Below are 26,430 nucleotides of genomic sequence, written 5' to 3' on the forward strand. Positions count from 1 at the left end.
GTCTCCCTGACAGGCTCCCTCAGGGAGCCTGAAACAGTTAAAGGTGTTGGCCGGTGATGGTGTAGCGGATATGCAAAATAATGTCGCTCAGACTGAGTAACAGCGCTTTCTGCCTGCTGTTTGCATCCGGGAAGCTCAGGGTTAGCGTCCCGGCATCACTGACCGGGATCCCCTCAAACGGCAGCCAGCGGCCGTCATTAAAGTCCAGCTGGAACTGACCGCTGTCATTCATCCCATGGGAGACTGCCAGCGTTTTACACCCCTGCGGCATGGCCAGGCTGCCGCTATAGTTGAGTACGGCCCTGACATCCTGGTAGGGGCCAATCAGTGCGGGAAGCGTCACGCTGATTTGATTGATCCGCCGCAGACTGCCCAGCGAGTCCGGATAATCCTTCTCTATGGCCAGGTCGGAGAGCTTTATCGTCGCCTGAAGCTGTTGACTGGTGACTTTAATGCCATTTTCATCCGTCCCCGCGTTGCCTTTCGCGGCTGTCACCAGTTCAGTCACTTTTTCCGCCAGCGCGAAAGCGCTTCCTTTGAGGCTTGCATAGAACTCAGAGAGACAGACCGTGCGCGTGACCTCCCTTCTCCGCTGATCGTGTTTCAGGTAGCTGTGCTCCATGCGGGCCAGATTAAGCTGCAGCGTTTCTCCAGCCATCATCCCCCCCCAGGAACCCTGCCAGGCGCCGGGTTTAATAAAGTTAGCGGCGCGCTCATTACGTTCATATTTATAGGCCTCCTGCGCCATCAGGCAGCGGGAGACGGCGAGGTCATAAAACTGATAGTAGATCGCTGCCAGCTTGCCGTGCAGCCAGTTGTAAAGCGCCTTATTACTGAATTTGTTCTGCAGAAAGGTGATTTGTGCCTGCGTCTGGAGCTGCTGAGTTTGCAGGTAATTTTTTTGCAGCACCGCCGCTTCATGGCGTATGGCGTAGGTTTCCAACTGGGCCGTTATTTGATTAACGTCGGATTCGGCGGCATTACGCTGAATGGCCCACTCTTGATGACGGCGACGATAGGATTCGGAGAGGCTTATCCGGTCAGCAGCGGTGCGGGTGCTGCCCGCCGCGATCTCAATGCCATAACCGACGGCTCGGGCGATGCTGCCGTAGTGTGCGCCGCCGACCGCCATACCGTAAATGTTGGGCACGGCATCCAGTGCAGCGCCGGTCATATAAGAGGCGTAGGCCGTGTTGGAGAGTACCGACGCGGAGAGATAGAGGTCCATGGCCTGGCCTTCACCGGTATTTATACCCTCATCATACAGGCAGCTGTAGCTGCTCAGGCGCGACTGCGCACCGTTCAGGCTCTGCTGCAGCGCCTGGCGATCCGCAGCAATTTCAGCAATGCTGGCATCCTGCAGGGCAATGCTCTGCCGTACCAGCTCTACGCCCTGGGTCTGAAGCAGTCCTGAGAGCGCCTCTGCATCCTGACGCTCACTGATGCTGAGCAGGGTGCTGCCAAACTGACTGAGCTGGCTGACCATGCTACGGGCGCTTTCCAGCATGACTGAGAAGCGGTACACCGGCATCTCAGCCACGGGCAGACTACTGCCGCCCTGAGAGGCATTGACGGCGGCACTGAGCAGGGCGGCCGGATCGGCCGGCGGCGCATAAATCGGCAGGGAGAGTGGCTGACCGTCAATGGAGAGATGATGACGCAGGTTATAGAGGCGCTGCGTCAGCGTCTGCCTGTAGGCCTGGAGCTTCTCGTTCTGCTGCGGCAGGAACAACGCGGTCAGGGAGTTTGCAGTGCGAGGCTCTCCCTTATCCAGAGCGGGTTCCTGCTCCGGGGTTTCCCGGACGGTCTGCTGTCGCACGGCCTGCATGGCCTGGCGGGTGCGAACCAGCCGGGTTTTATCGGCGGCAGCATCCAGCCGCGGTGCGGACCAGTTCGCCTCCGGCAGCCAGGCTTCCTCACCCAAGGTGGTTAACGCCTGCAGATACCACATTTTCGCTTCGTTAAGGGTATCCCGCTCCAGCAGCCGGTAAGCCGTATCGCCCCGGGCGATGAGCAGATCCAGCATCGCCATAAAAGTGGCGACTTTGTAATGCATCGGGTCGGCCTGCGCCACCGCGTCCGGATCCAGCGTATCCAGCGGGTTGGCATTCCAGGCGGTGTCCTCCTCCAGCGGTCGCACGTTCCACTGCCACGAGGCCGGCTGGCCATTTACCAGATACCCTTCCGGACTCCAGATATATTTTATCCAGCGCGTCGCCTCATCAAACTTCTGTTCCTGTAGCAGACGGCGGAATACCATCATGGGGACGTAGTAAAACATCTCCCAGAAGTAGAGCGCGTTGGCACCGTTAAAGTCCATGGGTTCGGTATAATCTTGCAGAATAACCAGGGTAAATGCAGGTTTTGAGGCTGGGGAAAACTGGCTAAGGCTAATGCCACCTTTGACAGAGTAATTAACCAAAAGCGTACCTGCTTTCAGCCTGCCTTTATAACAGGTCAGGTAAACTTCCAGGCCCGACGTAGTTGAATAAGGAAAGTTGATAATGTCATAGAAAGGCTTTTCCACCCTGCTCAGGGGCACAAACAGCGTCACCGTCTGTTCAGTATCGGTTAGCGAACCCTGCCAGAAATCGAAGTAATCCTGATCCCGACCACGATAAAAGGTAATCCTCGCCCCTCGCGAACCCCCATGAACCGCCGCATCATAGCGGGGCAGAACCACCTGAATATAGCCGCCCTGTCCCATCGCGGGTTCGGGAAGAAACTGGGAGTCCATAGATAATACGCTCCTCAGTCCCTGATTCGCGCGTGCTACCAGCTGCTGGGCAAAGAGTGTGTTAACCCTGATGCGGTAAGGACCATATTGCAGATACTGGGCGTTATCCGCGCTGTGCTTAAGGGAGATCAGCGGAAGATTACTGCTAACTACCCGGGTTACTATTGTACGGAGGGTTTCACTGCCCAGGAAGCGGCCATCAGGGGCAGAGGCCTGAAAAGTAAATTCCAGGGAAAGTTTATTATTGGTAAAAGCCTCAGGCGGAAGCGCTATTTCTTTATCACCGAAAGAAAAGGTTGATTCAGCAAGCGTATATTTACTGCACGAAGAGGCAATTCCTAAGTCCAGAGTGGAATGGCTTCCCAACGCGACAGAAAGCTTTACGTGCCTTAGATTGACTGCGGTGTCTATATAAAGCTCATTCGCAAAAAAAGTTGAATAAAAGTATAAGTTTTCCCTTCCTGCTAGGTAATATTCTATATTTAGATCGTTAATGTCTTTTATAAAGAAATAAATATCATCCTTAAAGCGGCTTAATATAAAATCAAACGACGAAGAGGGCATTGTTATTCCACGCATCAGTATATTTGTGTAGGGTGTTTTAACGAAGAAATGAGTAAACCTTTCTATTCTTTGTATAAATTCAACTTCACTTATGCTGGCATAAACATCCTTTCTCCGGTAGATGTTGAATTTATCATTTATCACTCCGCACTTTCGAATCAGATCCATTATTTCGTTAGCTCTTGTTCCCAATTTACCGTAACACTGAATATTGGCCACCGGTGTACATCGTAAGATCGCCTCATCTGAGGCGTCAGAAATACTGATATTCGAAACTGCGCTTAGATATAAATTTGTTAAATCCTCGACACCCCACACCTCCTTAACGCGTATCGGGGATGACGCTGAATACGTCGTGCTGCCGCCCCCATATGGGGTGTTGAGTTTAAGTTCGGTTAGCGAATCCGCCTGCTTAGCAATATAACTAAACTGCTTAGTTGCCTGCGTGGAATTTATTTCATCCATGCCGCCATCGGCGCGTATCTGTACGCCGGATACGCCTGTGTAGCTTGTAGAATAATACTGACTTTTTTTATAAAACAGGACTTCGATCTGTTCAATGCTGATATTCCGTGCGCAGTACATGCCCATATCAGCAATATCGCTCCCGGCGGGAGGGAATGTACCGCTTTGCCGGGTAAATGAGAGCGGAACGCTCCATGAACCATTGTGTAAAATATGCGCATATTTTAGCAGGTATTCCGTGGCTTCGCGGGTGCTGCTCTCGCCAATTTTTTCCGCTACCTGACGGCTTTCTGTCCAGACCAGATAGAGTCTTGACTGGAAGATCACTGGGCGAACCAGATTGGTCACCGCAGCAACGGGTGCCGTGATTTTTTGCCATTCGCTCCAGGCGTTGGCGGGCAGTTTACCGGCGGAGATTTTGCCAATATCTGCCGTCCGCCAGTAGTACTCTCCGCTGGCCGACCGTCCTAAGAGATAAGTGGTGCCCTGTTTCTCGCTCACGTCATCATGATAACCGCTAACGATTTCCAGGTTGGCGATCTCCTCAAAGCGGGTCATATAGGTTTTAAAGGCGTCCTCAACCGTGTCGCTGGTTAGCTGGCTCTGGCTGAGGGATTGCAGCATCTCATTCATCATTCCGGTCTGACCGATCCGCAGGGTGGGGTCAAGGTAATTTTCCGGGTAGTAGACCAGCTGCGAAACGCCGGCCCAGCTGCTGTAGCGTTTGTTATACCTGTCCCAGTCGGTAAAGAACGCACGTGCTTTTACAGCGCTATTCTCACCCTGTTCCTGGCCGCTGAGCGTCCGATTGATGTACAGCTGGATGCTGGCAATTGCCTCCGCCAGCCGGGTGGTTTTGACCTCAGCGGAAACCTTATTATCAATCAGCAGCCAGCTGTAGAGTGCCTCACGATCGCTGACCCACGCAGGGGTGATATTTTCTATAATAAAGGTGCTGACGGCGGCGCTGGTCCTTTCATCAAGATACGCCTGCAGACGTGCAGCCTGACGGCTGTCCAGCCCGGCCTGTAATGACGCGCTGATTGCTACCCACTCGCGGTAGGAGGGAGTATTATCGGTATGCGTATAATCCAGCGTTATTAGCACGGCGATGCCCGCAGGGGTGATACCGAGCGTGGTGGCTATGTCCACCCACTGTAAGGTGGCATCTACCGCTGACCAGCTGCTGAACGTCGTGGTATCGCTGCTTTGGGCCAGCCCCTGAACCACCATCTGTTCATCCAAATCCAGCGCCAGCGCCAGCTGGGCCGGGGTGAGAGTCTGTTCGCCCAGCGCCTGCAGTATCCCGCTCGCAGCGGTGCCGCACTGCTGCAGAAAGCGATGAAAACGTGCCAGTCCGAACAGGGTGGTGATATTCTGCGGCAGCAGGGTTGCGCCACTCTGGAAAGCCTGCGGCTGCGCCACTGCCAGCGACAGCTCGCCCGCAGTCAGTGCCAGCTTCTGTACAATCAGCACCAGCTGCCCCAGCACCTGACAGTAGATAACCAGCTTTTTTGTCTCTTTAACGTCAAGGTCATCTCGGGCAGCCAGCGTCAGGAAGGCTTTTACCGTCATTCCCTGCGGTTTTAACTGCTCCAGCCACATAAGAATGGCCAGGGCGAGTTCCCCGGACTCAAGCCGGGTCGCGGCGGCGATAAGCGGCGCGATGTCGCTCAGCAACCTGTCGTCATTATCTCCCTGACTGGCGAGGCCATTATTCAGGGTCTCAATCAGGCTGGCGATTTCCGGCGTCATGCTGTCGCTGACCTGCGGGGTGGTCATCAGGAACAGCTCACCCGGAGTTAAATCCTGCGTATTCATCCACCCGGCGTAGCGGTCAACAAAGCTGAGCAGCTCAGTAAACTCGCTGGCAGCGAGCTCACCGGGTTTACGACCGGACCAGGGCGAAACGGCTATCAGCGTGGCCAGCCCGCTCACGCTCAGGCCATTCACCCCGGCCAGCAGCGCTATCCGGTAGAGCAGGGATACATTCTCAATTGTGCAGGTGAAGGTGGGGGGCACGGCGCTGCCGCTGGCCAGCGACCACAGCTGATAAAGACCGCTATCGTTAACCTGGAAGGCACGTTTCATTACGCCAGTGCGAAAGGCATCGCTGCTATTGGCGGGGGAAAGATTGACCTCGCTGCCGTCGGCACTAAACAGCTGGCCGTTTAGCGGAGGGGTATTAAAAAGCGTCGTAAAGGCACTGGGCCTGTTGCCTGAATCTTCCTGACTGACGGTGCCGCCGGAAAGTACCAGCGCCTCAGAAAGGGTGATGGCATAGCGTTGCATCGTATCCTGCGCCCAGAAAAGTTTGCCTAGCGTCTGTGGTGTTACGCCCTGATAGACACCTGACTTTTCACTGACTGAATAAATTTCAGTCGGGGTAAACCCGGTGGCCTTGCTCAGGCGGATCAGTTTGTTAAGTTCCAGCAGCAGGGGAGCGAAACCTGTATTTTCTGAAAGGGTGAAATCTGCATAACAACCTATCGCATAGGTAGATGTAGGATAGGAGTAAGCATTAAGCTTAAAGGTCCCTTTAAGATCATTATCATTCAGAGTGAAAGTACTCGATCTATAATCTATGCGTGGCCTAATTTCATCATAACCTGCTAAATAATCTGATCTGGGGGAAGTTATTCTCAGGCTCACTTTTACAAAGCGGGCTTTGGTATTGAGATCTACATAAAAAATATTTTTATCTGTGCGTTTTAGATTAAAATGATTAAGATTATTATAATAACCGTCGCCAGGTTCCCTGCTGAGAGTATATGGCATAATGGCATTGTCTATGATAATAAATCCCGTTGTAATATGGTTGATATAGGGTCTTTGTTGTAACACGCTGAGAAAGTCATCCAGCTCATCAGGTTTCAGATCATAAAAAACGGCGAGCTGGCTCAGGTTTTTAAATTTTTCAATACCCGTATCGCCAAAGTTCTTCTTTATCAACTCTTCAGCGTTACTTTCGGTAATCTCCTCGGTAAGCAGGCTATATAACTCCGGCGAGATATCGGATTTTATCCCCAGCAGCGAGGCGGGATCGATGCGTTTTGCCACCTCCGGATTACGCCGGAAGGCCGAAAAATCTTCATCCTGCAGGATAAGGGCCTGACGGGCCGCTTCATAAGGCCGGTGAAAAGGCGCTGCGCTGCCTGCGCGGTAGGTTGAAAGCCGTTCAAACACCCCGTCCTCATCTTTATCTAACCAGGATCCAATTTTATCCAGAATGATTGCATTAGAGAGGGACAGGGTGGAGATTTCGCCGTCCATATTGTCCTGCGACAGGCTGAGAGAGGCCAAATCGCCGCGGCGCTTAGCCAGATTGAAATCAGAATTAGCGGGATGCAGACCTCTGGCTTCGCGGTACAGTTCCGTCAGGTAGCCTGCCGGAGAGAACATGGAGGCAACTGCTCCCGGTTTAACGAACTGGCTGGCGCGATTGCCAAAGAGATCGTTATAGCTCCTCTGCTGCGCAGACTGACGGATACCCAGACGAATGGCATTTGCCAACTGGGGGTTTGCCCGGGTCAGAATGCGCGCTTCCTCCAGCTTGTTCTCTTTCAGCTCTTGATCGGCCTGCTGATGCAGGAACTCCATCTCACCCCATGTCAGCGTATTCCCGGACAGATTACGTATTTCAGGTAATGAGCGGCCCATCATATCAGCCAGGGTCCAGGGCGCGCTCTGAATACGTTTGGATTCAATTTCAGACTCGTCGTCTTCAGACGCGTCGCCAATAGCGTTTAGTTTTTTCAGGATATTATCAGTACTGTACATGCAGCTTTACCTCTTATTAACTGGAAATGATGGCTGACAGCCAACGCAGCGCAGTAAGCCCTGTGTGTATTATTTTGTTTGGAACGGGCAGTGCCTTTGCTAAATATTGAAGTTCATCAGTAACGGCTAAGCGGTCTGTTACTGATGTGAGCTCTGAAAGAATAATTGTGGCCGTAGCTGTTTTTCAGGTTTCAGGCTAATTAGCATTTTTCTTTAGCATAGTTCAATGTTAAGAACGGGTGAGTGAAGGTTAAGAAAAGGGAGGTAACACCAGTACGGATTAGGTATAACTCATTATATTTCAGTTGGGTAGATTTGTTTTTTTTATGAATCATACTGATTTTTTTTGATTGGCTCATTATTTGATGGCTAATCGTCAATATAAGATTTCATTAATAAAATATTAATGCTCAAAATAAATGGAATATTTCCAGCGCGGTGTGATTTCTGTGAAGCGTTTACCAGAACCAAATTCTTACCTTCTGTATTCTCCTCTACCAGATAAGCCTGCCGCGGATAGCGGCAGATAATGACGTACTGTTGAGTGATTCAGGGAGATAAAATGAAGAGAGTTCTTTTAGCCACGCTGATTTGTGTCGCCACTATACCCGCCACTTTTGCTGCAAAGGATGTGACCACCCAACCCGATGTGTACTTTCTGAAAGAGACACAGTCACCCGACAGCCTGGCCTTATTGCCTCCTCCTCCTGCGATGGACAGCATTGATTTTCTCAATGACAAGGCGCAGTACGATGTGGGAAAAATGCTGAGAAATACCCCGCGGGGTAAACAGGCATGGCAGGATGCACACGTCTCAGGCGATGGTGTCCCCGAGGCGCTGTCGCCCGCTTTTGGCGAGCCCATTACCAAAGAAAAAACGCCTGAGCTGTTCCGGCTGGTTATGAAAATGCGTGAGGATGCGGGCGATCTGGCGACGCGCAGCGCAAAAGAACACTATATGCGCATCCGGCCTTTCGCCTTTTACAACGAACCGACCTGCCGCGCGGATGAGGAGAGCACGCTCTCTAAAAATGGCTCTTATCCCTCCGGGCATACCACGATTGGCTGGGCAACGGCATTGGTACTGGCCGAGGTCAATCCGGCCCGACAGGGGGAGATTCTAAAAAGGGGCTATGAGATGGGGCAGAGCCGGGTGATCTGCGGATACCACTGGCAGAGCGATGTGACCGCTGCCCGGATCGTTGCCGCCGCCATTGTTGCGCGGCTGCATGCCGATCCGGCCTTTAGCCAGCAGTTACAGAAGGCGAAGGACGAATTTAAGAAAGCGCGACCTTAATACCCAGCGCAATCAGTACGCCGCCCAGCAGTTTGTCGATAAGCTTCTGGGCTTTCGCCAGTGCACGGCGTACCGGGGCGCTCTGGATAATCACCACCAGCAGCGGCCACCACAGGGATGAGAGCATCAGGATAATGCTGGCGTACCAGATTTTCTCACCAAAGCTGGAGTGAACGTTAAGCACCTGCGTAAATATCGACAGGAAGAACAGCGTTGCTTTCGGGTTGAGCAGGTTGCACAGATAGCCCTGCAGAAAGGCTTTCCTCAGCGAGGTGGTCTCCGGGGTCACATTGCTGAGGTCCATTTTGCTGCTGCCGCGTGACAGTAGCGCCTGGACGCCGATAAAGATCAGGTATGCCGCACCAACGTATTTCAGCAGCATAAACAGCCAGGGGGTGGTAGTGATCACCACGGCCAGCCCGGCCACGCAGTAAATCATATGTGTGGCGACTGCGCAGTTCACCCCAAGCGCGGTAAACATCGCTGCCGTACGCGGATAGCGGGCGGCATTTTTGATAATAAGGAAGAAGTCAGGACCGGGGGAAAGCATTCCCAGGGCCGCAATAGTGAAAATAATCAGGCTGGTTTCTAACATGGTCGTATCCTGGAGTTGGGGCACGGATTTTAGCACGTTCTCCGGCCTTTTGAGCAATCAGCCGGTGGCCTTTCAGGGTAAATATCACCCTTAAAAACCTTTACGTAAAACCCGCCCGTTGGGTATCGACGAAAGTTTCACCTTTCCGTATGATGGCGCCAAATTTACTGCCTGTTGAGTATCAATAATGATAAGCCTGATTGCGGCCATGGCGGCCGACCGCGTAATTGGAATGGAAAACGCCATGCCGTGGCATATTCCAGCCGATCTGGCGTGGTTTAAACGTAATACGCTGGGTAAGCCGGTTATCATGGGGCGCCGGACCTGGGAATCGATCGGGCGTCCGCTGCCGGGCCGTTTAAACATAGTTATCAGCCGCCAGCCCGGCGATGCAGAAGGTGCAACCTGGGTAACCTCTATTGAGGAAGCGCTTAAGGCCGCTGGCGATGCAGAAGAAGTGATGGTGATTGGCGGCGGTAAGATTTACGAGCAGCTACTGGCCCGCGCAGACCGACTCTACCTGACCCATATTGATGCCGAAGTGGAAGGGGATACGACTTTCCCGGACTATGAGCCGGATCAGTGGCAGTCGACGTTTAGCGAATTCCACGACGCCGATGAAAATAATTCCCACAGCTATTGCTGGGAAATTCTCGATCGTCGTTAACGAAGCGCGCCCCACATCATGGGGCGCACAGGCAGAAAATACCGTTACGGCATTCAGGGCGCGCTTAAGAGCATAAATACCGTCAGGCTACCGGGATGCGCTTGCGGGTTCAGGCCTCTGCTGCCCGCTTCCGGTTAGAGGGTTGCACAAATACTGCCCTATCCTCCCAGCGCAGCATCGTTAACACGCCGCCCCAGCAGCAGCCGGTATCCAGACCGATAATCCCTTCCGGGGTGCCCTGACCCTCCAGCGAAGCCCAGTGGCCAAACACAATGGTATAGGCTTTAGATACCGGTCCCGGGATGGTGAACCAGGGCTTTAACGGTGGTGGAGCGGATTCCGGCGTGTCTTTACAGATCATATCCAGCTGGCCGTTGGGAAAGCAGAAACGCATTCGCGTCAGCGCATTGGTAGTGAAGCGCAGCCGGGCAAGGCCGGTAAGCTCCGGTGACCAGTTGTTTGGCATATCGCCATACATCGCATCCAGGAACAGTGGATAGGTATCGCTGGAGAGTACTGCCTCCACCTCTCTGGCGCAGGCCTTCGCCGTGTCGATATCCCACTGCGGCGTAATACCCGCATGTCCCATGACCAGCTTTTTCTCTTCATCAACCTGTAGCAGCGGCTGGCGTCGCAGCCAGTTAATCAGCGTGTCGGCATCCTCTGCTTCCAGTAACGCGGCCAGCCGATCCTTAGGCTTATTGCGACTGATCCCGGCATAGACGGCAAGCAGATGCAGATCGTGATTACCCAATACCAGACGCGCGGCATCCCCCAGCGATCGGACAAACCGCAGTACGTCGAGTGAGCCGGGTCCGCGAGCCACCAGGTCGCCGGTCAGCCAGAGCGTATCCTGAGCAGGATCGAAGCTGACCTGCTGTAGCAGGGATTGAAGTTCATCATAGCAACCGTGAACGTCACCAATTAAATAAGTGCTCATTAAATCGCCCCAGGCGTTTACGATGAAGGTCACCGGCACCGATTATTGCTGCCCGTTAAGGCCGCACGGTGCCGGGCGAAAATTAGTGGATCTGCGTGGGAATGGCCAGCCGGAACACCGGGATTTCAACGCGAAAGGCATCGCCCTCTGCGTCAACCATCTCATAATGTCCCTGCATGGTGCCTATCGGCGTCTCCAGGACTGCACCGCTGGTATACTGAAATTCGCCCCCGGCCGCGATAACCGGCTGTTCGCCGATCACACCTTCGCCCTGTACTTCGGTTTCATGACCGTTGCCATTGGTGATAAGCCAGTAGCGTCCGAGCAGCTGCACGGCGGCATGGCCCAGATTACGAATGGTGATGGTATAAGCGAAAACGTAGCGCTCATCATCAGGCACGGACTGCGAAGGAATATACGCACTCTGCACCTGGACGCTAACGCGGGGCCTTTCAGTCATAAAATCAGTTCTCCTGCGGCGCCTGTGGATGCGCGGTCAGCCAGTTAGCCAGCTGGCAGTACTGTGCTACCGAGATGTTTTCCGCCCGCAGCGTGGGGTCAATATTCATCTCCTGCAACACCTCTAACGAAAACAGATGACCCAGGCTGTTGCGCAGGGTTTTACGCCGCTTACCAAATGCCTCGGTGGTGATTCTGCTTAACGCGCGAATATCCTCCACCGGGTAGGGGATTTTCGCATAGGGCACCAGCCGTACCACGGCTGAGTCCACTTTAGGCGCCGGAGTAAAGGATTCCGGCGGCACTTCCAGTACCGGGATCACCTGGCAATAGTACTGCGCCATCACGGTAAGACGGCCATAGGCTTTGCTGCCAGGCCCGGCAACCAAACGGTTGACCACCTCTTTTTGCAGCATAAAGTGCATATCCCGAATCGCATCAGTATAGCTGAAGAGATGGAACATCAGCGGCGTAGAGATGTTGTAGGGCAGGTTACCAAATACGCGCAGGGACTGGCCCTGTTGACGCGCATAGTCGGCAAAGTCAAAGGCCATCGCATCCTGCTGGAAAATAGTCAGCTTCGGGCCAAGGAACGGATGGGTTTGCAGACGGGCCGCCAGATCGCGGTCAAGCTCAATCACCGTCATGGCATCCAGCCGATCGCCAACCGGCTCGGTTAATGCGCCCAGCCCCGGGCCTATCTCAACGACGGCCTCACCTGGCATTGGGTGGATAGCGGAGACAATGCTGTCGATAATATAAGGATCGTTCAGGAAGTTCTGTCCGAAACGTTTGCGGGCGAAATGGCCCTGATGGACGCGATTATTCATTACTGCTCTTAATCATGGTGATGGCGAGGTTAAGCGCCGTAATAAAGCTGCCCGCATCGGCGCTCCCCTGGCCTGCCAGTTCAAGGGCGGTACCATGGTCAACGGACGTGCGGATAAAGGGCAGGCCGAGGGTGATATTCACCGCTCTCCCAAATCCCTGGAATTTTAGCACCGGCAGGCCCTGGTCGTGATACATCGCCAGAACCGCATCGGCATGCTGTAGGTATTTCGGCTGGAACAGCGTATCCGCCGGCAGTGGCCCGGTCAGCTGAATACCCTGCTGGCGCAGCGCATCCAGGGCAGGAATAATCACGTCGATCTCTTCCCGTCCCATATGACCGCCTTCGCCCGCGTGGGGATTCAGCCCGCAAACAAAGATATGCGGTGAGGCAAGGCCAAACTTTTTCTGTAGATCAGCATGCAGGATGTGGATCACCTCATGCAGACTTTGACGCGTGATAGCGGCAGAGACGTCCTTAAGCGGCAGATGCGTTGTGGCCAGCGCCACGCGAAGCTCTTCAGTCGCCAGCATCATCACTACGCGTGCGCAGCGGGCGCGTTCGGCAAAGAACTCGGTATGCCCGCTGAACGGGATCCCGGCGTCGTTGATCGCGCCTTTGTGCACCGGACCGGTAACCAGCGCGGCGAATTCACCGCTCAGGCAGCCGTCGCAGGCGCGGGCCAGGGTCTCAAGGACGTAGTGGCTGTTATCGGTGCAAAGTTCTCCCGCCCTGACCGGCTGCGCGGTGTGTACCGGCAGTACGGTCAGCGTACCCGCCCGCTGAGGCACGGGCTGGCCCGGCTGGTATTCCCGCAGGGTCAGCGGCAGCCCCAGCGTGGCGGCACGCTGGCGCAGCAGGTGCGGGTCGGCACAGACCACCAGCTCAACCGGCCAGTCGCGCTGGGCCAACTGAAGGGTGACGTCAGGGCCAATCCCGGCGGGTTCGCCGGGAGTGATAACTACGCGGCTGTTACTGAGCATTAGCGTCCAGAATTTTTACGTAGGCCGAAGCACGCTGTTCCTGCATCCAGGTCTGTGCTTCTTCCGCAAACTTGCGGTTGAACAGCAGGCGGTAGGCTCGCTCTTTCTGCGCCGCATCGGTTTTATCAACCTGGCGGGTATCAAGCAGCTGGATCAGGTGCCAGCCAAAGGAGGAGTGCACCGGGGCGCTCATCTGGCCTTTTTTCAGCTTCAGCAGCGCGTCGCGGAACGCCGGGTCATACATCTCCGGCGAGCTCCAGCCGAGATCGCCACCCTGGTTGGCTGAGCCTGGATCCTGTGAAAGCTGCTTAGCCGCATCGGCAAAGGTGGTTTTGCCGCTGTGAATATCGGCAGCAACCTGGGTCAGCTTCTCACGAGCCTGCGCGTCGGTCATAATTGGCGAAGGCTTAAGCAGGATATGGCGGGCATGCACTTCGGTCACGGAAACGTTCTGCTTGTCGCCGCGAACGTCGTTAACCTTCAGGATGTGAAAGCCAACGCCTGAGCGGATTGGGCCGATGATATCGCCTTTTTTCGCGGTTGCCAGCGCCTGGGCAAACAGGGAAGGGAGCTCCTGAATCCGGCCCCAGCCCATGTTACCGCCTTTCAGCGCCTGAGGGTCGGCTGAATAGGTGATGGCCAGCTTGCCAAAATCGCCGCCGTTTTTGCTTTCGCTGACCAGCTGCTTCGCCAGCGTTTCCTGATCGTCAACCTGTTGCTGAGTCGGATTTTCCGGCAGCGGCAGCAGGATGTGGCTGAGGTTCAGCTCGGTCCCGGCATCGTTGGTGGTAGCAACCTGCTTCGCCAGCGAGTCGACTTCCTGCGGCAGAATGGTCACGCGACGACGTACTTCATTATTGCGTACTTCCGCAATGGTCATCTCTTTGCGGATCTGCTCGCGGTAGGTGGCATAGTTCATGCCATCATAGGCCAGGCGGCTGCGCAGCTGATCGAGACTCATTTTGTTTTGCGCGGCAATATTGCCAATGGCCTGATCCAGCTGCGCGTCTGAGATCTGGATCCCAGCCTGTTTACCCATCTGTAGCAGGATATTGTCCATAACCAGACGCTCAACGATCTGATGGCGCAGGGTTTTATCATCAGGCAGCTGCTGACCCGCCTGCTGGGCCTGACCTTTCACCGACTGCATCATACCGTCGACGTCACTTTCCAGTACCACGCCGTTATTCACAACGGCGGCAACTTTATCAACAACCTGCGGGGCTGCAAACGCGGTGCTGGCTGACAGCGCTGCACCGAGGATCAGCATTCTCCAGTTCTTCATACTTTTTCCATTCTTCTATCCGCACTGCGGGTTGGCATAGTAATTATTACAACATCAGAAAGAGCGCTGATAAGGCAGTATGCCCTGACGCAGCATTTGACCGGTGCCCAGGCTATACGAAGGACTCAGGCCACGAAGCTCAATGTTGAATGAGATTTTATTGTCGTACTTACTGCTATCGTTTTCCCAACTGGTAATTTTACGCTCGTAGCCCAGACGGATTGCATAGCAGCAGGAGCTGTACTGCACACCCAGCAGCTGATCGGCAGGCTGGCGGGCTTTAGTATCGTAATACCATGCGCCTACCACTGACCAGGCATCGGCCACCGGCCAGCTGGCCGTTGCCCCAACCTGCGATATGCCCTGCTGATAACCCGGGTTGGTTATCTGACTTAGCGTCTGCTCGATGTATTCCGGGCTGGTGTAGCGATAGTTCAGCTGCACCATCCGGTCTGCATCCTGGCGGTACTCCAGTACGGCGTTCCCCTGGGAAACGTTATCGAGGTGGGTGTCATACTGCACACCACCGCGCGCGCCCCAGCGGTCGCTGATCTTCCAGTAGGTATCACCTGCCCAGACCAGACTGCCGCGATCGTCGCTGTCCGCCGTCTCAAGACCGGTACGAGATGGGGTAAACGAGTAAATTTGACCTATAGAAGCGTTAAAACGTTCAACCAAATCGTTATCAAAAATTCGCGTGGTGATGCCGCTGGTCATTTGGTTGGCAGACGCGATGCGATCCAGGCCGCTGTAGGTACGGTCACGGAACAGGCCGGTATAGTCACTTTGCAGCAGCGTGGAGTCGTAGGCGCGAATATCGCTCTGGTCGCGGTACGGGATATAGAGGTACTGAAGGCGCGGTTCCAGGGTCTGGGTATAGCCCGGAGACCAGTCCATATCGCGATCGAATACCATTTTGCCGTCAACCTTAAACTGCGGCATGGTGCGATTGACGCTGCTTTTAAGCTGGTTGACTTTGGTGGTATCAATATTTTTATTGTAGTAGTCAATGCCATCCTGCTCGTAGTGGGTCGCCAGCAGTTTCGCTTCGGTGTTCAGGCTGCCCCAACCGTTCGACAGCGGCAGGTTGATCGTCGGTTCAAGGTGCAGACGCGTAGCGTCAGGGTAGTTTTCGTTGACGTTAGTGAACTTCACCGCCTGGGCGTAGAGATGCGTATCGAACGGGCCGACATCGTTCTGATAATAGTTGTAGTCGAACTGCGGTTCAGCGCGATAGACATCGTTATTAGCGTTGGTGGAGAAGATCTGGAACTGTTTGGTCGACAGGGTGGCATCCCAGTTTTCCTCGGCGTAGCCGACGCTAAACTTCTGCGTCACGTAGCCGTCGGTGGAGCTACCGTAGGTCGAATCCAGATCGGTAAAGTAGTAGGGATCGCTGACCTTGGTGTAGTCAACGTTAAAGCGCCAGTTCTGATCGTAAACGCCGGAGTGCTTCCAGAAGAAGAGCCAGCGGTTAGAGTCTTTATCATCAGAGATATTGCGCGCTGCGGCATCCCGGTTGTACTGGTCGTCGGTTGGCAGGTAGTCGAACTCCATCAGGCCTGCACCGGCTTTGGTCAGATAGCGGAACTCATTCTGCCACTGCATGCCACGCTTGCTCATGTAGTGCGGCGTGATGGTCGCATCCGCCTGGGGCGCGATGTTCCAGTAGTAGGGGAGAATAAATTCAAAGCCGTTTGAACTGCCGTACTTCGCATTAGGGATCAGGAAGCCGGAGCGGCGGCGGTCACCAATAGGCAGTTGCAGATAGGGGCTATAGAGTACCGGCACTGCGCCAATTTTGAAGCGGGCGTTCCAGATCTCCGCCACCTGTTCTTCGCGATCCTCAATCACCTCGGTTCCTGCTACGCTCCAGCTGTTATCGCCGGGCAGACAGGAGGTAAAGGTGCCGTTTTCAAGGATGGTATAGCGGTTTTGTCCGCGAAGCTTCATCTGATCGCCGCTGCCGCGGCCCTGACGACCCACCATCTGATAGGTCCCATTCCAGACGTTGGTGTCTTTGGTATTCAGGTTGGACCAGGCTTTCGGACCTTTCAGGATGACCTGATTGTCGTCGTAGTGCACATTACCCAGTGCGTCCACGGTGCGAACGGGCGTCGGCTGGCCCGGCTGCGGTTTCTGATGCAGCTGTACCTCATCAGACAGCATGCGGCTGTTGCCCTGCCTGATGTCAACATTGCCGTTGAATACCGCGTTATCCGGGTAGTTACCTTTCGCGTTGTCCGCGTTAATGGTGACCGGCAGCGCGTTGGTATCCTTCCCCTGCACCAGCGGGCGGTTGTAGCTGGGCACGCCCAGCATACACTGGGAAGCGAGGTCATCGGCCAGGCCTTGCTGGCTGTAAAGCGCTGTGCCGATTAGCGTGGCCAGCAAAGTAGGTAGTCGTTTTTTCATACGCGGTATCAAAATTCCGTGATAGCTGACATCTTGCCGAAAAACGCTCAGAGACTAACGTACTCAACTGCGTTGCGCTAGTGTTAATCCTGGTTGTTTGACCGCGTTGCCGTTAGGCTCTTGAGTAAATGACGGGTATGATAATGCAATTTTTAACCTTCGGCATGGCGAATTGAGGAGTATATGCGCTATTGGGGAAAAGTAATGGGTCTTGTGCTGGGTTTGTTAAGCGGCACCGGCTTTTGGGGACTGGCAATCGGACTGCTTATCGGCCACCTGGTTGATAAAGTACGAAGTGTACAGGGGCAGGGCTACTTCACCAATCAGCAGACCCGGCAGACGCTGTTTTTCCGTACCACCTTTCAGGTGATGGGGCATTTGACCAAATCCAAAGGGCGCGTCACCGATGCGGATATCCAGATGGCCTCGCTGCTGATGGACAGAATGCAGCTGCACGGCGAGGCGCGAACCTCGGCCCAGCGCGCGTTTCGCGAAGGCAAAGAGGGCAACTACCCCTTGCGGGATAAGCTCCGCGAGCTGCGCAGCGCCTGCTTCGGCCGTTTTGACCTCATCAGGATGTTCCTTGAAATCCAGATTCAGGCCGCCTTTGCCGATGGGTCACTGCATCCGAACGAGCGTCAGGTGCTGTACGTCATCGCCGAAGAGCTGGGGATTTCCCGCAGCCAGTTCGATCAGTTCCTGCGCATGATGGCCGGTGGACAGCAGTTTGGCGGCGGCAGCTATTCTGCCGGGGGCGCGGGTGCTCAGGGTGGTTTCAATCCCGGGCAGCGCGGGCCGACGCTGGAAGATGCCTGTAGCGTGCTGGGTGTAAAAAGCAGCGACGATGCCGCCACCATTAAGCGCGCCTACCGTAAGCAGATGAGCGAACACCATCCGGATAAGCTGGTCGCGAAGGGGCTGCCGCCGCAGATGATGGAGATGGCCAAGCAGAAAGCGCAGGAAATTCAGGCCGCTTACGACCTGATTAAACGGGAAAAGGGCTTCCGCTAACCCTTCTGCTCAGGTTTCACGCCTGCCGCGCTTAAAAATCAGCGGGCTGCCGGAAGGTCATAGGCGAAAGGTATTTAGGGTGAGTGATGGTCAGCATTTCCGCATGCAGCTGCAGGCGCGAGGCCATCGCTCTCGCCTCGTCATGGGCGTAAAAATTATCCCCTAAAATCGGGTGGCCCAGCGCCAGCATATGGACCCGCAGCTGGTGAGAGCGGCCGGTGACCGGTTTCAGCTGCACCCGGGCGCTGTTATCCGCCGCGTACTCCAACACCTGGTACAGGGTTTGCGCCGCCTTCCCGGTCTCAAAACAGACCTTCTGCTTAGGGCGGTTTGGCCAGTCGCAGATCAGCGGTAAATCAACCACGCCTTCTTCCGGCTGCGGATGCCCCCAGACGCGCGCCACATAGGTTTTCTGCGGCTCACGCTCGCGAAACTGCCTTTTCAGCTCACGTTCGGCCTGCTTGGTCATTGCCACCACCATTACGCCGCTGGTGGCCATATCCAGCCGGTGAACCGACTCTGCCGACGGATAATCACGCTGAATACGCGTCATGATGCTGTCACGGTGTTCCGGCTGGCGACCCGGCACGGAGAGCAGTCCGCTGGGCTTGTTGACCACCATAATAAAGTCATCCTGATACAGGACGTGTAGCCAGGGCTCTTGCGGGGGATTGTAGGGTTCCATTCTGCTGCCTTAGCGGGGCGACCTGTGCCGCCCCATGCGTAATTACTGATGCGTGACGACGATCAGGCGCAGCGCATCCAGGCGCCAGCCAGCTTCACTCAGCGCCGACAGAACCTGCTCGCGGTTGCTCTCCAGCGCGTCAATCTCATCCTGACGGATGTTAGGATTGACGGCGCGCAGGGCATCCAGGCGCGACAGCTCCGCACTCAGCTTCTCGTCGGCTTCCCGGCGGGCAATATCAATCAGCGCGCGGGCTTCTGCGGCTGCCTGATCTTCCGCCAGCTTGAGGATCGCATGCACATCCTGCTGCACCGCATTAACCAGCTTGCTGCCGTTATGACGGTTGATGGCGTTCAGCTGGCGGTTAAAGCTTTCAAACTCCACCTTGCCCGCCAGGTTGGTGCCTTTACGGTCAACCAGCATGCGTACCGGCGTCGGCGGCAGGAAGCGGGTCAGTTGCAGATGCTTCGGCGCCTGCGCTTCCACCACGTAAATCAGCTCAACCAGTAGCGTTCCCACCGGCAGCGCCTTATTTTTCAGCAGCGACAGCGCGCAGCTGCCGGTATCGCCGGAGAGGATCAAATCCAGACCGTTGCGCACGATTGGATGCTCCCAGGTGACGTACTGCGCATCTTCACGCGACAGCGCCTGATTGCGATCGAAGGTGATAGTGCAGCCATCCTCCGGCAGTCCAGGGAAATCCGGCACCAGCATATGGTCGCCCGGCGTCAGGACGATCAGATTATCACTGCGATCTTCCTGATTGATGCCGACGATATCGAACAGATTGAGTGCAAAGTTAACCAGCTCAATATCATCATCCTGCGCGCTGATCGCCCCGGCCAGCGCCTGAGCCTGCTCGCCGCCGTTGGAGTTCAGCTCCAGCAGGCGGTCGCGGCCCTGTTCCAGCTGGGATTTCAGCGCATCGTGCTGGCTGCGGCAGTCGGCGATAAACGCATCCAGCCCTTCGGTGTTATCCGGCGTGGCAAGAAATTCGATCAGCCGTGAATAGACGCTGTCATAGATGGCGCGGCCGGTCGGGCAGGTGTGCTCGAACGCATCCAGCCCTTCGTTGTACCAGCGTACCAGCACCGCCTGAGCGGTTTTTTCCAGCCACGGCACGTGGATCTGAATATCATGCGCCTGCCCGATACGGTCCAGGCGGCCAATACGCTGCTCCAGAAGGTCCGGGTTAAACGGCAGATCGAACATCACCATCTGGCTGGCAAACTGGAAGTTACGACCTTCAGAGCCAATCTCCGAGCAGAGAAGTACCTGCGCACCCTCTTCCTCAGAAGCAAACCACGCGGCGGCGCGGTCGCGTTCAATGATTGACAACCCCTCATGGAATACCGCCGCCTTAATGCCTTCGCGCTCGCGCAGTACCTGCTCAAGCTGAAGCGCCGTGGCGGCCTTGGCGCAGATCACCAGCACTTTGTGCTCGCGATGGCTGGTCAGGAAGCCCATCAGCCACTCCACGCGCGGATCGAAATTCCACCAGGTGCCGCTGTCGCCCTCGAACTCCTGATAAATTTGCTCGGGATAGAGCATATCGCGAGCGCGTTCATCGGCCGTTTTCCGCGCGGCCATAATGCCGGAAACCTTGATGGCGGTCTGATACTGCGTCGGCAGCGGCAGACGGATCTGATGCAGCTCGCGCTTCGGAAAGCCTTTCACCCCGTTACGGGTATTACGGAACAGCACGCGGCTGGTACCGTGGCGATCCATCAGCATGCTGATCAGCTCTTTGCGCGCCTCCAGCTTGCCTTCGCTGTCGCTGTTGGCGGTTTGCAGCAGCGGCTCGATATCCTGTTCGCCCATCAGATCGTTCAGCATGTTCATCTCCTGCTGGCTGATGGACTTATCGGCCAGCAGGCCGGTCACCGCGTCGGCGATGGGGCGGAAATGCTGCTGCTCCTCAACAAAGGCGTCAAAGTCGTGGAAGCGATCGGGGTCCAGCAGGCGCAGGCGGGCAAAGTGGCTTTCCATACCCAGCTGTTCTGGCGTGGCGGTCAGCAGCAGTACGCCGGGGATCTGCTCGGCAAGCTGCTCGATCACCTGATATTCACGGCTCGGCTGCCCATCTTCCCAGGCCAGGTGGTGGGCCTCATCGACAATCAGCAAATCCCACTCGGCGTCTGCCAGCATCGCCAGACGCTGTTTGTTGCGGCGGACGAAGTCGAGCGAGCAGATCACCAGCTGCTCGGTTTCAAAGGCGTTGTCGCTGTCCTGCTGGGCCTGGGTGTAGCGTTCGTCGTCAAACAGGGCAAAGCGCAGATTGAAGCGACGGAGCATCTCCACCAGCCACTGGTGTTGCAGCGTTTCCGGCACCACGATTAACACGCGCTCGGCGCGGCCCGCCAGCAGCTGCTGGTGGATAATCATCCCGGCTTCGATGGTCTTGCCGAGTCCTACCTCATCCGCCAGCAGCACGCGTGGCGCATGGCGTCGGCCCACATCGTGAGCGATATGCAACTGGTGAGGGATCAGGCTGGTGCGCATACCGCGCAGGCCGCTGACCGGCAGGCGGTACTGCTCGCTCTGATATTTACGGGCGCGAAAGCGCAGGGCGAAACGATCCATGCGGTCGAGCTGGCCGGCAAACAGGCGATCCTGCGGCTTGCTGAACACCAGCTTGCTGTCGAGCATCACCTCGCGCAGCAGCACGCCGGTTTCGCCCGTGTCCAGCCGCGTCCCGATATAGTCCATCAGCCCGTTTTCGCTGAGGACTTCTTCCACCTCAAGCTGCCAGCCTTCATGGCTGGTAATGGTGTCACCCGGATTGAACATCACGCGGGTGATAGGAGAATCATTTTTTGCATAAAGACGGTTTTCACCGGTGGCGGAGAAAAGCACAGTCACCATGCGCGTATCGACCGCGACGATAGTTCCCAGTCCCAGTTCGCTTTCCGTATCGCTGATCCAGCGTTGACCAAGTGTAAAAGGCATAGATATTCGGCTCGATTCTCGTAGTGATAATTTCAGGCAATAGCACGACCGCCCGGCAGAGTCTGCCCGGCAGAAAAATTCAGATAATCAGGAAGGGCGCTATGGTACTGGAAGGTGGCGCGTTCGTCACCTGTCAAAACAAACCCAACTGACCTGTTACCAGTGTAGCAAAGTCATCCTGAAGGAAAGGAAGGATGCCGTCGGCAACCGGCTGCAGCTGACGGGAGAGATAGTGCTCATAGTCCAGCGGCGTGATACGGGCTTCCAGCGGCTCGGGGCCTGAGGTCGCCATCACGTAGCGGATGCGTCCACCGTTCTGATAGAGCAGCGGCCGACCCAGCTTCTGATTCTGCTCATCGGCGATCCGCGCCGCGCGCACGTGGGGCGGGACGTTGCGCTGGTAATCGTTAAGCGGGCGACGCAGGCGCTTGCTATAGGTGAGCTGGTCATCCAGCTCGCCCTCCAGCAGCTGGCGGACGGTTTCGCGGATATAATCCTGGTAGGGTTCACCCTTGAAAATTTTCAGATAAAGCGCCTGCTGAAAGCGCTGAGCCAGCGGCGTCCAGTCGGTGCGGACCGTCTCCAGCCCCTTAAAGACCATGCGCTCTTCCCGATCGGTGCGGATCAGCCCGGCATAGCGCTTTTTGCTTCCCTGTTCGGCTCCGCGAATGGTCGGCATCAGGAAGCGGCTGAAGTGCGTCTCATATTCCAGCTCCAGCGCGCTGTCCAGATTGAACGTCTGCCGCAGATGGTCGCGCCACCAGCCGTTGATATTTTCCACCAGGCGCTGACCAATGGCGGCGGCGCTGGCTTCATCATGGGGCGTTTTCAGCCAGACGAAAGTTGAGTCGGTATCGCCATAAATTACGGTGTAGCCTTCGGCCTCCACCCGCTCCCGGGTCAGACGCATAATTTCGTGGCCGCGCAGGGTGATCGACGAGGCGAGGCGGGGGTCGAAAAATCGGCATGCACTGGTGCCGAGTACGCCATAGAAGGCGTTCATAATGATTTTTAGCGCCTGAGAAAGCGGTTTGTTACCCGCTTTTTTAGCGGCTTCACGCCCCAGCCAGATCTGCCTGACGATTTCCGGCAGGCAGTGGTTGGTGCGGGAAAAGCGCGCCTCGCGAAAGCCGCTCACCGAGTCTGCCTCATCGGGATGCGCCAGACCCTCTACCAGCCCCACCGGATCGATCAGGAAGGTGCGGATAATCGACGGGTACAGGCTCTTGTAATCCAGCACCAGCACCGAGTCATACAGACCCGGGCGGGAGTCCATCACGTAGCCGCCAGGGCTGGCTTCCGGAGCCACCTCGCCCATGCCGGGGGCAACAAAGCCTGCCCGGTGCATGCGGGGCAGGTAGAGATGGCTGAAGGCGGCCACGGAGCCGCCGTGCCTGTCTACCGGCAAACCGTTGACGGTGGCGCGCTCCAGCAGAAACGGCATCAGCTCGGTATGCTGGAAGATGCGCGTGACCAGTTCGCAGTCCTTCAGGTTATAGTGCGCCAGCGCAGGCTTATCCTCGGCAAAACGCCGGTTGATCTCCTGCATCCGGTCCCAGGGATTATCAATCGCTTTGCCTTCTCCCAGCAGCTCGCGGGAAACGGACTCCAGGCTGAATGAGCTGAAGTTCCAGAAGGCGGATTTCAGTGCGTCAATTCCGTCGATCACCAGCCGTCCGCTCATCTGCGCAAAAAATATCCCCGGCTTAAAGCCGTGCTCGCGCCACTCCAGCGCCTCGCCGTTGCGCCCCAGCCGCAGGGGAATCCCGTAGCGATCGGCGTGTTTTTGCAGCACGCGGAGATCGAACTGCACCACGTTCCAGCCGATCAGCACGTCCGGGTCGTGCCGGGCAAACCACGCATTGAGCTTTTCCAACAGCTGAGGGCGGCTGGAGACGTATTCCAGCGTAAAGTCCAGCGCGCTGGCATCGCCATTTTCTGGCCCCAGCATATAGACAACCCGCTCGCCGCAGCCCTCCAGGCCGATGCAGTACAGCTCGCCCTGGCGGGTGGTTTCAATATCCAGCGAAACCCATTTAAGCGGTGGACGGTAGTCAGGGTGCGGCTTAAGGCGGGCGTTGACCAGGCTGTCGCCAGCCGGTTCGCCGCTAAACCAGACCGGGGAGGTAATAAAGCGCTCCATTAAAAAGCGTTCGGGCGGGCGAATATCCGCCTCATACAGGGTGATGCCGTTTTCACGCAGCAGCTTTTCCAGCCTCTGAAGCTGACGATACTGTGTGCAATAGAGCCCGAAAACCGGGCGCTGGTGAAAATCTTTTAGCGTCAGTGAGGCCAGCCGAAAATGTCGCTCCTGCTTGAGCAGGGTTTCAACCCGCGAGCGGTATTCCAGCGGAATAAAGGCGACCGATTCCTGTGGCGGTAGCACCACGCGCTGCGGACCCTCGTCCGTGGCCAGCCAAAATACCACCTCCGTACCGGCCGACGTATCCCGCCAGTGGCGGGTGAGCAAGAAACCTGCGCGTGCGTTGTTCACCGGAACCCTTATTATTGCTTTGATGGCTAATAATAGCATGTTCAGGCATCACAACAGATAGTCAGTCCGGGTTAACGGGTGGGGAGAGTCCGCGAACGTTTGCGGCTAAAGTAAAGGCTGGTAGGTCCGTAAATTACTAATACGTAAATTAAAAATAAATTTTGATAACTCTGTAATAATCATAATGCCTGCGCCTGAATATGTCTCACCCGCCTCTCTCAGGAGAATCACCATGAAGATGAGTCCCCGCTACTTATTCATGCTGTTTGCTTTCTCGCCGGGCGCTTTTGCCCATGTGAAATGGTTTGTGCAGTTTGACACCACTAAAGAACCTGAGTCGATTATTGACCTGCTCAGCGAACCGCAGATAGGGGTGCTTTTGTTACTGTCGGTGGCGGCTATTTTTGTCACCTCCTGGCTGGATCGCCGCTGGCCGTCGCCGGTTGACGTTCCTCGCTGGCAAAACCGACTAACGGCGCTGGAAAGGATGGCGCCCTATATCATGCGTTACGGTACCGGCCTTTTCTTTCTGACGCTGACGGTGCTGTTCCCCTACATTATGCTGACGCCAGAGTTAGTGACGGATAATCCGGCGCTGCGCTACGTGCATTTTCTTATCGCGCTCACCGCCTTTCACCGCAGAACCAGTATTATTGCCGGTCTGGGCATACTTTTTCTCTACAGCTATGCCGTGCAGCTGTACGGGACGTTCCACATGCTGGATTATCTGGTGTTCGTTGGAACGGCGGTCTACCTGATTATGCAGAGTTTTCGTCAGCCCGGTCAGCAGGGGGGAGAAATTGAGCTGCTGCGTCTGACGCTCTGTTACTCCTTCCTGTGGGGGGCCATAGAAAAGTTTATGCAGCCCGCGCTGTTCGACCAGTTGCTTACCGGACACCCCTATCTGACCATGGGTATCGACTGGGAATTTTTTGTTCGCGCCGCCGGATTCGTGGAGTTCTGTCTGGCCTGGCATATCCTGACCGGCAGGCTGGCGGGTTATATTTCGCTGGGCGCACTGGCCGTGCTGGTGCTGGCCGCTATCATCCCGTTTGGTACGGTTGATTTTATCGGGCACTTTTTGTTTGTCGTGCCGCTGATAGCCGTTACCTTTACCCCCAGACGGCAGCCGGTATTTGCCACACCCCTGACCAATACCCTCGGATTCCTGGCCACGCTGGTGCTGCTGTTCGCCTTTGCCTATATAAGCTATTACATCCTCCATTACTCTCTGCATCCGCATCTGTTCCATTAAGCGTATCCGACGGGGGGCCATGCCGACGGGCGAAGGGGGCCCGCCCGTCGGCATCCGCATTCGCATACAAAACAGCTCTTGACGGATCGGGAGAGGCTCAGGACAATCCGTCCTCAATTAAACAGAACGTGAGTTGTATGGAAGCCTGGCTGCAACACCTTGTTACGCAATCACTGGCCTTTTCGCTATTGGCTATTGGGGTGATCACCTTTTTCGAGTCGCTGGCGCTGGTCGGCCTGCTGCTACCCGGCACGGTCCTGATGGCTTCCTTTGGCGCGCTGATTGGCAGCGGACAGATTGGGCTGTATCCCGCCTGGGCAGTCGGCACGTTGGGCTGCCTGATTGGCGACTGGATTTCGTATCTGATTGGCTGGCAGTTTAAGGGGCCGCTGCATCGCTGGTCGTTTATCAAAAGGCATCAGAAAATGATGGATAAAACCGAACATGCGCTGCATCAGCACAGTATGTTCACCATCATTGTGGGGCGCTTCGTGGGGCCGACGCGGCCGCTGATCCCGCTGGTGGCCGGCATGCTTGAACTGCCGGTTAAGAAGTTTATCCCGCCGAATATCATTGGCTGCGTGCTGTGGCCGCCGCTCTATCTGCTGCCGGGTATCCTCGCGGGGGTGGCGATTGACGTTCCTAAAGACGCCAGCAGCGGCAGCTTTAAATGGCTGCTGCTGGCGGTTGCAGTGGTGGTCTGGCTGGGCTGCTGGCTGGGATGGCGCTGGATGCGATCGAAAAAGCAGTCCGACTGGGCAACACCCTGGCTGCCCGCATCCCGCCTGCGCTGGCTGGCACCGCTGATGCTGCTGCTTGCCGTCGCCAGCTTTACCGCTATCCAGTTCCACCCGATGATGCCGGTTTTCCGCCATCTGCTGTGGCACGTGTTTATCGGCGGCTGAGTGTGATACCGCTGTGGCACGTGTTTATCGGCGGCTGAGTGTGATGTCGCTGTGGCACGCGTTTATCGGCGGATGAAGGTGATACCGCTGCGGCAGGGCGTTATTAGTGGCTGAG

The 26,430-nt window shown here is 55.9% G+C and carries 16 protein-coding genes; 5 read left to right on the top strand and 11 right to left on the bottom strand.

The window, feature by feature from the left end; translation table 11 throughout:
• Positions 1 to 37: 37 nt before the first annotated feature.
• Positions 38 to 7,546, bottom strand: a complete 7,509-nt coding sequence (locus AAGR22_RS04155) for a neuraminidase-like domain-containing protein (RefSeq protein ID WP_345830457.1) — start codon at positions 7,544 to 7,546, stop codon at positions 38 to 40.
• A 562-nt stretch (positions 7,547 to 8,108) separates the two neighbouring features.
• Here AAGR22_RS04155 and AAGR22_RS04160 point away from each other — a divergent pair.
• On the top strand, positions 8,109 to 8,843 hold the full coding sequence (locus tag AAGR22_RS04160) for a phosphatase PAP2 family protein (protein ID WP_345830459.1): 735 nt from the start codon (positions 8,109 to 8,111) through the stop codon (positions 8,841 to 8,843).
• On the opposite strand, the gene AAGR22_RS04165 is transcribed toward AAGR22_RS04160, so the two are convergent.
• Positions 8,824 to 9,438: a LysE family translocator gene (locus AAGR22_RS04165; protein WP_067709088.1), complete on the bottom strand. Its 615-nt coding sequence runs from the start codon at positions 9,436 to 9,438 to the stop codon at positions 8,824 to 8,826. The genes AAGR22_RS04160 and AAGR22_RS04165 overlap by 20 nt on opposite strands.
• Before the next feature lie 187 nt (positions 9,439 to 9,625).
• Here AAGR22_RS04165 and folA point away from each other — a divergent pair, with 187 nt between their 5' ends.
• Entirely contained in the window at positions 9,626 to 10,105 is a 480-nt protein-coding gene (gene folA / locus AAGR22_RS04170; RefSeq protein WP_067709086.1) for a type 3 dihydrofolate reductase, read from the top strand.
• 109 nt (positions 10,106 to 10,214) lie between these two features.
• On the opposite strand, the gene apaH is transcribed toward folA, so the two are convergent.
• From apaH to lptD, 6 genes are all read right to left on the bottom strand, one after another.
• Positions 10,215 to 11,045 carry a bis(5'-nucleosyl)-tetraphosphatase (symmetrical) ApaH gene (apaH, locus tag AAGR22_RS04175; RefSeq protein WP_345830462.1) on the bottom strand — a complete coding sequence of 277 codons (831 nt, stop codon included), beginning with the start codon at positions 11,043 to 11,045 and terminating at the stop codon, positions 10,215 to 10,217.
• An 82-nt stretch (positions 11,046 to 11,127) separates the two neighbouring features.
• Positions 11,128 to 11,505, bottom strand: a complete 378-nt coding sequence (gene apaG, locus AAGR22_RS04180; RefSeq protein WP_067709084.1) for a Co2+/Mg2+ efflux protein ApaG — start codon at positions 11,503 to 11,505, stop codon at positions 11,128 to 11,130.
• 4 nt (positions 11,506 to 11,509) lie between these two features.
• Complete coding sequence (gene rsmA, locus AAGR22_RS04185; RefSeq protein WP_345830464.1) at positions 11,510 to 12,334, bottom strand: 16S rRNA (adenine(1518)-N(6)/adenine(1519)-N(6))-dimethyltransferase RsmA; 825 nt, start codon at positions 12,332 to 12,334, stop codon at positions 11,510 to 11,512.
• Positions 12,327 to 13,316: a 4-hydroxythreonine-4-phosphate dehydrogenase PdxA gene (gene pdxA, locus AAGR22_RS04190; protein WP_345830466.1), complete on the bottom strand. Its 990-nt coding sequence runs from the start codon at positions 13,314 to 13,316 to the stop codon at positions 12,327 to 12,329. Before pdxA ends, rsmA begins: the two co-directional genes overlap by 8 nt.
• A complete protein-coding gene (gene surA / locus AAGR22_RS04195; RefSeq protein ID WP_345830467.1) occupies positions 13,306 to 14,601 on the bottom strand; it encodes a peptidylprolyl isomerase SurA in 1,296 nt (431 codons plus the stop codon). The genes pdxA and surA overlap by 11 nt, the downstream gene beginning before the upstream one ends.
• A gap of 54 nt (positions 14,602 to 14,655) precedes the next feature.
• On the bottom strand, positions 14,656 to 17,016 hold the full coding sequence (lptD, locus tag AAGR22_RS04200; protein WP_345830469.1) for an LPS assembly protein LptD: 2,361 nt from the start codon (positions 17,014 to 17,016) through the stop codon (positions 14,656 to 14,658).
• Between the two features lie 183 nt (positions 17,017 to 17,199).
• On the opposite strand from lptD, the gene djlA reads away from it, so the two are divergent.
• A complete protein-coding gene (gene djlA, locus AAGR22_RS04205; RefSeq protein WP_067709073.1) occupies positions 17,200 to 18,027 on the top strand; it encodes a co-chaperone DjlA in 828 nt (275 codons plus the stop codon).
• 31 nt (positions 18,028 to 18,058) lie between these two features.
• On the opposite strand, the gene rluA is transcribed toward djlA, so the two are convergent.
• From rluA to polB, 3 genes are all read right to left on the bottom strand, one after another.
• A complete protein-coding gene (rluA, locus tag AAGR22_RS04210) occupies positions 18,059 to 18,712 on the bottom strand; it encodes a bifunctional tRNA pseudouridine(32) synthase/23S rRNA pseudouridine(746) synthase RluA (protein WP_067709071.1) in 654 nt (217 codons plus the stop codon).
• 42 nt (positions 18,713 to 18,754) lie between these two features.
• Complete coding sequence (rapA, locus tag AAGR22_RS04215; RefSeq protein ID WP_345830471.1) at positions 18,755 to 21,661, bottom strand: RNA polymerase-associated protein RapA; 2,907 nt, start codon at positions 21,659 to 21,661, stop codon at positions 18,755 to 18,757.
• Between the two features lie 133 nt (positions 21,662 to 21,794).
• Positions 21,795 to 24,155, bottom strand: a complete 2,361-nt coding sequence (gene polB / locus AAGR22_RS04220) for a DNA polymerase II (protein WP_345830473.1) — start codon at positions 24,153 to 24,155, stop codon at positions 21,795 to 21,797.
• Between the two features lie 232 nt (positions 24,156 to 24,387).
• Between polB and AAGR22_RS04225 the strand changes: the two genes are divergently transcribed.
• Together AAGR22_RS04225 and AAGR22_RS04230 are read left to right on the top strand one after the other, a co-directional pair.
• The gene (locus AAGR22_RS04225) at positions 24,388 to 25,410 is read left to right on the top strand and encodes a hypothetical protein (RefSeq protein WP_345830475.1); all 1,023 of its coding nucleotides are present in this window, start codon (positions 24,388 to 24,390) and stop codon (positions 25,408 to 25,410) included.
• A 137-nt stretch (positions 25,411 to 25,547) separates the two neighbouring features.
• Positions 25,548 to 26,315 carry a DedA family protein gene (locus AAGR22_RS04230; RefSeq protein ID WP_067709063.1) on the top strand — a complete coding sequence of 256 codons (768 nt, stop codon included), beginning with the start codon at positions 25,548 to 25,550 and terminating at the stop codon, positions 26,313 to 26,315.
• Positions 26,316 to 26,430 lie beyond the last annotated feature (115 nt).

This window comes from Erwinia sp. HDF1-3R (assembly GCF_039621855.1).
Lineage (GTDB): Bacteria > Pseudomonadota > Gammaproteobacteria > Enterobacterales > Enterobacteriaceae > Erwinia.